The organism is Methylophaga sp. UBA678 (assembly GCF_002299105.1).
Classification (GTDB): Bacteria; Pseudomonadota; Gammaproteobacteria; order Nitrosococcales; family Methylophagaceae; genus Methylophaga; species Methylophaga marina.
This window is the reverse complement of record NZ_DBNG01000033.1, coordinates 91,719-99,695: the sequence shown is the minus strand read 5'-3', so window position 1 is coordinate 99,695 and position 7,977 is coordinate 91,719. Positions and strand designations below refer to the sequence as shown.

At 40.4% G+C, this 7,977-nt stretch carries 9 protein-coding genes; 4 read left to right on the top strand and 5 right to left on the bottom strand.

What is annotated here, in order from left to right:
• Positions 1 to 173 precede the first annotated feature (173 nt).
• Positions 174 to 1,133 carry a quinoprotein dehydrogenase-associated putative ABC transporter substrate-binding protein gene (locus B3014_RS14865; protein ID WP_289244544.1) on the top strand — a complete coding sequence of 320 codons (960 nt, stop codon included), beginning with the start codon at positions 174 to 176 and terminating at the stop codon, positions 1,131 to 1,133.
• A gap of 26 nt (positions 1,134 to 1,159) precedes the next feature.
• Here B3014_RS14865 and B3014_RS14860 read toward each other — a convergent pair whose 3' ends face one another.
• Positions 1,160 to 1,636, bottom strand: a complete 477-nt coding sequence (locus tag B3014_RS14860; protein WP_289244545.1) for a DUF302 domain-containing protein — start codon at positions 1,634 to 1,636, stop codon at positions 1,160 to 1,162.
• Between the two features lie 78 nt (positions 1,637 to 1,714).
• Here B3014_RS14860 and B3014_RS14855 point away from each other — a divergent pair, with 78 nt between their 5' ends.
• The 3 genes from B3014_RS14855 to B3014_RS14845 are packed head-to-tail and all read left to right on the top strand — an operon-like array spanning position 1,715 to position 5,292.
• Positions 1,715 to 2,395, top strand: a complete 681-nt coding sequence (locus B3014_RS14855; RefSeq protein WP_289244546.1) for a hypothetical protein — start codon at positions 1,715 to 1,717, stop codon at positions 2,393 to 2,395.
• Between the two features lie 27 nt (positions 2,396 to 2,422).
• The gene (locus B3014_RS14850) at positions 2,423 to 3,919 is read left to right on the top strand and encodes an ATP-binding protein (protein ID WP_289244547.1); all 1,497 of its coding nucleotides are present in this window, start codon (positions 2,423 to 2,425) and stop codon (positions 3,917 to 3,919) included.
• Positions 3,919 to 5,292: a sigma-54-dependent transcriptional regulator gene (locus B3014_RS14845; protein ID WP_289244548.1), complete on the top strand. Its 1,374-nt coding sequence runs from the start codon at positions 3,919 to 3,921 to the stop codon at positions 5,290 to 5,292. Before B3014_RS14850 ends, B3014_RS14845 begins: the two co-directional genes overlap by 1 nt.
• A gap of 1 nt (position 5,293) precedes the next feature.
• Here B3014_RS14845 and B3014_RS14840 read toward each other — a convergent pair whose 3' ends face one another.
• The 4 genes from B3014_RS14840 to B3014_RS14825 form a co-directional block, all read right to left on the bottom strand.
• Complete coding sequence (locus B3014_RS14840) at positions 5,294 to 5,701, bottom strand: ClpXP protease specificity-enhancing factor (RefSeq protein ID WP_286305703.1); 408 nt, start codon at positions 5,699 to 5,701, stop codon at positions 5,294 to 5,296.
• 5 nt (positions 5,702 to 5,706) lie between these two features.
• A complete protein-coding gene (locus B3014_RS14835) occupies positions 5,707 to 6,324 on the bottom strand; it encodes a glutathione S-transferase N-terminal domain-containing protein (RefSeq protein ID WP_289244549.1) in 618 nt (205 codons plus the stop codon).
• Positions 6,325 to 6,367: 43 nt separating this feature from the next.
• Positions 6,368 to 7,069 (bottom strand): cytochrome c1, encoded by a 702-nt coding sequence (locus tag B3014_RS14830; protein WP_289244550.1) that lies wholly within the window; start codon positions 7,067 to 7,069, stop codon positions 6,368 to 6,370.
• Positions 7,066 to 7,977: cytochrome b (locus B3014_RS14825; RefSeq protein WP_289287015.1), on the bottom strand; the 912-nt coding region annotated here is incomplete at its 5' end. The genes B3014_RS14825 and B3014_RS14830, both read right to left, overlap by 4 nt.

The window sequence follows — 7,977 nt, the reverse complement described above, 5'->3', positions numbered from 1 at the left end:
GGCGATCCCAAGCTTAGAAAACGACACAGATGGTCTTGGCGCAGTCGGTGCATACAAATCACTGTCTAGCTGGACTAACCTGGGTGGTGTTCTGAGTGTATTCAGCCTGTAAGACCCAGATGATATAGATTACTCTGTAATCTTAATCTGAATAAAAGGCCCGGCATCTTTTGATGTCGGGTCTTTTTTTTGAAACAAATATGTTAGCTTTATGGTCGAAAGTTTTTCATAATCAAAAAAAGGAAGAGAGAATGACCAAAATAAAGTATTGGGCACTAGTTATTATGGGAGTCCTACTGGGTTCAACATCCTCATATGCAGCAGGTGACTTGAAGCCACTACCTGGACAAAAAGCCGTTCGCGTCTGTGCCGATGGCTATAACCTACCTTACTCAAATAGAGAAGGGGAAGGTTTTGACAATAAGATTGCTGAGCTATTAGGTAAAGAATTAGGATTACCTGTTGAGTATTACTTTTTCCCGCAACGAATTGGCTTTTCACGAAATACAATTAAAAAAGTTGATCCAGAGACAGGATTGTTTTTGTGTGATTTAGCGATGAGTATTCCAGAGCATACTGACTTTCTAAAACCAACTAAACCATATTGGAGCTCAATTGAAGCGATGGTTTATCGTAAAGGCGAAGGGTATGAACTGAATCAATTAAAAGATATTGCTACAGCCAAAAAAGATGGTAAACCACTGCGCATTGGTATTTTTGATCGTGGCGTAGCAACAAAAGCGCTGTTGGATCTTGGTTTGGCTGACCAAATTCAATATTTCCAAATGATGCCAGGCGATGCCCGTGTTAATGCAGGTCGGATCATTAATGAAGAATTGGCAAAAGATACAATTGATGTGGCATTACTATGGGGCCCGATTGCAGGTTATTACGCTAACGAATCAGATGTTCCGATGACAGTACAGCCTTTGAATGAATTAGGTGAGGCCTTTATTTTTAGTTTTAGTATGGGAACACGCTATCAGGATAAAAAATGGAATGCACTTCTGAACGAGTTTCTAGCAAAAAATAAAGATGAGATTGATGCAATAATGGCTCAATATCATTTGCCTTCACTGGAAAATGTGAATCCATATCCTAAAAAACGTGTTCGCAAAGATGATGACGATTAGGATGAAGTAAACCGGTATCGGGGTGACTATTCAATAGTTGCCCCGATAATTGTTTTCAGGTTGAGATTAATTTTTTTTGCAAATTCGCTTTGCTTTGTATCGGCGACATCTTCATCCATTAATTTTGTGCTAACCACCACGCCATCTGAACCAGACTGACGTACACTAATAAAACAGGGCATCTCGTTGATGAGCTGTGGATTAATTTGCATCATTTCTTTGGCATAGGTGATATTACAAAAGTTGGTGATAGTCGCTAGAGGAAAATCATCATCTCCCCGATCCCGGACCGCTTGTCCGATATGACTACGATGGATAATGCGATAGTTTTGCTCAGAAATAGCAATATCAAGATTTAACAGGGTGTCATCAAATGAATAAGGGCTAGTGCGTTCATATATCTGAGCCGCAGGCTGAAATTGACTGCACGAAATAAGGAAATATAGTGTCAAAACTAACAATATTGCTTTCATGGAGCGCGTAATTAAACGATCATGTTTCATAAGGTTATCGCTAATTTATAATGAATAGCCATAAAGAATAACACTATAAAATTGAAGTAAAAAAGAGAGAGGTTCGAAGTGAAAAAAATACTAATGCTATGTGTGACAGGCTGGCTTCTTGTTCTATTCAGTTCTGCATATGCTGAGCCGGGGTTTTCTGAAGTCAATAATGAGTTGTTTGATAAAGCACACTTAAAAAACATTACTCAGCCAGGTGAATTAACATACCAATATAAAAAAGAGAGTTTTGTTGAAGACTCACGACAAGACACTATAAAAATGCAGGTGTCTAATATTCGTAATACTGGTCGTAGTGATCTCGCGTTTGATTTTTTTACCGGCAAATTTAAACGTCCATACGAACCTATGGAAAATCAGCGTGGCAATGGTGTGTTTGTCTTATTCTTAGAGTTTGATGTACACGATATGAAGCGCCTGACTGGCGGTGAATGGCGTTATTTCCAGCGTAAAATTCGCTGGGCGATGGCGGCAGGTGCAGAAAAAAAACAGGTTGATATTGATTACAACGGTAAAAAAGTGAAGGGCACGCAGTATATTATTCAACCGTATATCAACGATCCTAAAAATGCACGTTATAAGCTATATGCGAGCAAATATTATATATTTACTCTATCAGAAGAAATTCCTGGTGAAATTTATCAGGTTAGGACCATTGTGCCCGATGGCGACACTTGGCATGAAGGTGAAGCGGCTTTGGTTGATGAAAGTATTACTTTTGAGAGTTATGAGCCAGCCTAAGTTATTATTTATCAGACAGGAACATGATTGAACGGGCTAACAACAGCCCGTTTTTTTTATATGAAACTACTATCTCGTTTTCGGAGTATTCAAGGCTCATTATTATTACATGAGCTTAGCTTCTTCATTATTATTCTGGTGACTGCCAGTGTTGGTATTGTCTGGGCGTTTGCATGGCAGCAAAGTTCGGAGGAATCTTTACGGCTAACCTCGATGAATAATCATATGCAAAATATCCGGGGTGAGTTATATCGACAATTAAAAGAAGTCTTTGATGCAAACTTTTTAGATGATGAGTCTGCTCCTGAGGAATATGAAGACTATACCAACAGAATCAATGGATTCATTCAGGAACTCAAACAGGAAGCAATTGAAGGGAGAGAATTACACGCAGTTATCGATATTGAGGTTGCTTATCAGCGATTTCACGGTGAGACATCTCTATTACTAACGGCAGATAATCCTTCTGAGCAGCAAAAAGAGTTACTTAACCTACAATTGGAAAAATACACCTTTAAAGAGCTTGAGGATGCTTTTGGCCAGTTTGAAAGCTTACTTAATAGTAAGCAGTACGCATTGGCTGATGATCGGCAGAAATGGATGTCACAGTTAATGTTATTGGTTCCTATCCCTGTCTTACTGGCATTCACTTTATTGTTACTGTCACGACAGTTTGTTAATAATAATGTACTTAAACCTCTCGCCAGAGTTATGCATGGCGCGCGGCGTTTTAGTAAAGGTGATCTCAAGCATGAAATAAAGCGTGGTGGCGTGGAGGAATTAGTTCGTCTCTCTGATGCGATAAATTCTATGGCGAATGATTTGGCCATCAATCGTGATCGGCTCATTGATGCAAAAAAACAAGCTGCTTTGGGTGAGCTGGTTCCTATTGTTGCCCACAATATCAGGAACCCATTAGCAGGAATACGCGCTGCATCACAAGTTACGCTTGATGAGAATACGGAACCAGAAATTCAGGAAGCACTAAAAGATATCATTATCGCTGTTGACCGTCTTGAACGTTGGGTGACCTCCTTATTAACCTATTTGCATCCTATCAAAGCCCATTTTATTTACCATTCATTGACCGCTGCCGCTGATAATTCACTCCTAATGATGGATTTGCAGCTTAAAGACAAAGATATACAAATCAGACGTGAAGGCTGGGATATTGGCTCTACTGAGCTGATGATTGACATTAATTTGATGGAGCAAGCTATATTTAACCTCCTACAGAATGGGATTGAAGCATCAGCTGTTTCATCAGAAATAGTACTGGTATACAAAGAAGACATTGATCACATTGAACTCAGCATTCGTGACAAAGGGAAAGGAATTAACTTTGATCCAATAGAAGAGAATGTGATTGGTAGAGATGAAACCAAGCGACTCAGTTTTGGTTTAGGCATCCCTTTTACTTTAAAAGTCATAAAACAGCACCAAGGAGAGCTAATTTATAACGCTAACGAGGAAAAAGGCACTTCGGTCACAATTAAACTACCCAAATTAATTAAGGTTACTTGATGTTGAATGTTTTACTAGTCGAAGATGAAACATTGTTTGCAAAATCTGTTTTGAAGCGGCTTCAAAGAGAAGGTCATACCGCAACAGTGATGGAAACGATCACTGATGCCAATGAGTATTTAGAAAAATCATTACCCGATGTCATCTTGCTCGATGTTCGTTTACCGGATGCTAGTGGACTCGATTTTTTACAGAGTCTGAGAGCGCATCAATCATGGCATGCCATTCCTGTCATTATGATGACAGCCTACGGTGAGTTAGAAGATGCCGTTCAAGCCATGAAACTGGGGGCAACAGACTATCTGAAAAAGCCGGTCGACTTAGATGAGCTCGTACTGACTTTAAATAAGGTGATGCAAACACAAAAGCTGAGCCAGCAACTTGACTATTCCCATGTGCGAGAGGCACATGGTAGCGAGCCTGTGGTGATGATCGGTCACAGTAGTGCCATGCATTCAATTAAGCAGCAAATGGAACGCATAATCCAGTTAGTTGATCGTGCCGAAACTGAGTTTCCCATTATTTTGATCAATGGTGAGACAGGTACAGGTAAAGATGTGCTCGCGCGCTACTACCATCAATCGGGTAAATGGTGTGACAAACCTTTTGTGCACGTTGATTGTGCTGCATTACCAAAAGAATTAATAGAAGCTGAGCTTTTTGGCTATGAGCGAGGGGCATTTACAAATGCACACCAAGCTAAAGCAGGACTCATTGAAGTTGCTGAAGCTGGCACTGTTTTTTTGGATGAGATAGGCGAACTGCCAATTGAATTGCAATCGAAATTACTGAATGTCTTAGAGCGGCGTCAGGTGAGACGTATTGGTGCTACACAGGAAAGACCCGTCTCTGCACATTTTATTGCAGCCACAAACCGTGATCTTCCTCAAATGGTAGCTGATGGTGAGTTTCGCTCAGATCTGTACTTTCGTCTAAACGTCATACAGTTACAGATGCCTCCACTCAGAGAGAGAAAAATGGATATTGCACCACTCGCGGCGCATTTTGTCGCCATAGTGGCAAGACGATATGGACTTGATTTACCCGTTTTTACTGAGACCGCGGTAAATGCATTGGAAGATTACCACTGGCCTGGCAATATTCGCGAGTTACAGCACGTGGTTGAACGTGCCGTCATGATGTCTACAGATGGTTTAATAGATATACCCCAGTTAATAATGCAGACAACCGTCACGAAATCACTTCAACAAGATCCTGTTGAAGTACTTGGACATATGACCTTGGAACAAGTAGAAAAATATTTATTAGAAAAAGCGCTGGAACGCACTGCTGGAAACGTTTCACGTGCTGCTCGTGAGCTTGGCTTAACCAGAATGGCGATGCGTTATCGTATGGAAAAATATCAGCTATAAACTATTTGACGACTTTCAGGCTTGGACGGCTTGCTGGTTTTTTAGCTGTTTTTTCCACTGTTTCATCTGGCTCAGGTGAATGTGGTGGTGGAGGCGGATTATCCTCTTCTGGAAAAAACATACCTTCATTATTTTCTTTGCTATAAATTGCCTGAACAGCAATCACGGGGATAAAAATATCCATCGGCTTTCCTGCAAATCTTGCTGAAAAGCTGAGCCAGTCATTGTTGATATGAAGATCTCTAACCGCATCAGGTGCAATATTGAGCACGATACGTCCATCACGTACAAAATCAGTGGGTACTTGAACACCATCATACTCTGTATTGACCAATACATATGGTGTGCTGGCATTATCGAGTAACCACTCATGTATAGCTCGAATAAGATATGGCTTTTGTGAAGTCATAAGATTTATCGCATGGCCTTTTCTGCTGGCGTTAAACTCAGTTGAAAACTCTCTCTACGGAAAATTTTCTGTGCATATTTTTCTACTGCAGCGGCGCTGGCAGGCAGCTTTATTTTTAAAGCTGGAAGTCGCCATAACAATGGCGCAAGCGTGCAATCCAATATAGAAAATTCATCACCCATAAAAAATGCTGAGTCTTCAAATAAGGGCGCAAGTACCGTCAAGTCTTCTTGAATCGTTTTACGGGCTTTGCTGACATTCCCTTTTTCACGTCCTGAGATGACATTCCAGTGTGAGTACCAATCTTTATCAACTCTATAAAGCATTAGACGTGTCTTTGCCCTGGCGACTGGGTCAACAGGCATCAATGGTGGATGAGGAAAACGTTCGTCTAAATATTCAGCAATGACACTGGCATTGAATAGCACTAAGTCACGATCAAATAATGTTGGACCAATACCATAAGGATTAGCAATGGCAACCTCTTCTGGCCAATTGCCTTCGGTTAAAGACTCAATATTGGCATCAATCTCTTTTTCATGAAGAATGATACGGATCTGATGACTAAAAGGACAGATAGGATCAGAGAAAACCGTCATTTTAGAACGGCGAGTACTATTCATTTTTTATCTGATCCTATCATCTGTTATTTTCATCAATGGTGACTTAGTGAATATCTTTCCAGAAAGCTTTTTTCAATGGATATGCAATCAGTAAAAATAATACCAGATACAGCAGAACCCATTTGGCAAGTGCCATTCTCTGAAGTTTTGATGGCTCACCAATATATTCAAGAAAGTTAACTAAATCATAAACTAACTGATTATATTCATGTGTAGAAAGTGGTGCATTTTCAGGTGAAATTAATTCGCCTGTTTTCTCGTCTTTGGTCTGATAACCCTGTTGTTCCCATAGAACATGCGGCATACCAACATCTTTAAATGCCAGGTTATTCGTACCAACGGGACGAGAAGAATCAAGATAAAATGTTCTCAGATAAGTATATAACCAGTCTGTTCCTCTGGAACGCGCGATCACAGATAAATCTGGTGGTGTTACACCAAACCATTTTTTTGCATCTTCTGGGCGCATAGCAACCGTCATGGTGTCACCCACCTTATCAGATGCGAACATCAGATTATCTTTGACCTGATCATCCGTTAACCCCAAATCTTTTGCCATACGGTTATACCGCATATAGGCAGCCTGATGACAACTCAAACAATAGTTAACGAAGGTTTTTGCACCCCGTTGAAGAGAAGCTTGATCAGTAATATCAACTTCAACTTTATCAACGTGAGTGGCTTCTGCTGCTAGCACCTGAAATGAGGTGAGCGAAATTAATAATGTCAGTATTAATGATTTCATTTGAATGTCACCCTTTCTGGCACAGGTTTATCTTTGTCAAATTTCGTATAAAACGGCATAAAGATGAAGAAAGCAAAATAAACGACTGACGAAATTTGAGCTATCAGTGTGTACAGCTCTGTAGCAGGTTGTGTGCCTAAAAAGCCGAGAACAAAGAAGCTGATAATAAACAAGGTAAGAGCGATCTTAAAGTATGGACCACGGTAACGAATGGATTTAACCGGACTTCTATCTAACCAAGGTAATAGAAATAAAAAGACGATAGATAAGCCCATTGCTACCACACCAGGAAATGCAGAGGCATTGATACTCGGTACAGCCCTCAAAATGGCATAAAAAGGAGTGAAGTACCAAACAGGTGCAATATGTTCTGGTGTTTTTAATGGATCCGCAGGGATGAAGTTAGCATGCTCCAGGAACCAGCCACCCATCTCTGGCATGTAAAACAATACCAGTGAGAATATGATGAGGAAGACGATAACGCCCACGATATCTTTCACCGTGTAGTAAGGGTGAAAAGGAATGCCGTCTAAAGGCTTACCTTCCTTGTTTTTTAGTTTCTTGATTTCAACGCCATCAGGGTTGTTGGAGCCAACTTCATGCAAAGCAATGATGTGTGCGACAACAAGCCCAAGCAAGACTATAGGTAAAGCAATGACATGGAAGGCAAAGAAACGATTCAGCGTGGCATCTGCAACAACAAAGTCACCTCGAATCCATAATGCCAGTTGCTCACCTATAAAAGGAATGGCGCCGAATAGCGAAATAATAACTTGAGCACCCCAATAAGACATTTGTCCCCAAGGTAGTGTGTAACCAAGAAAGGACGTTGCCATCATTAAAAAATAAGTAAATACTCCAAGAATCCAGTTTAACTCTCTTGGATACTTATAAGAACCATAATACAT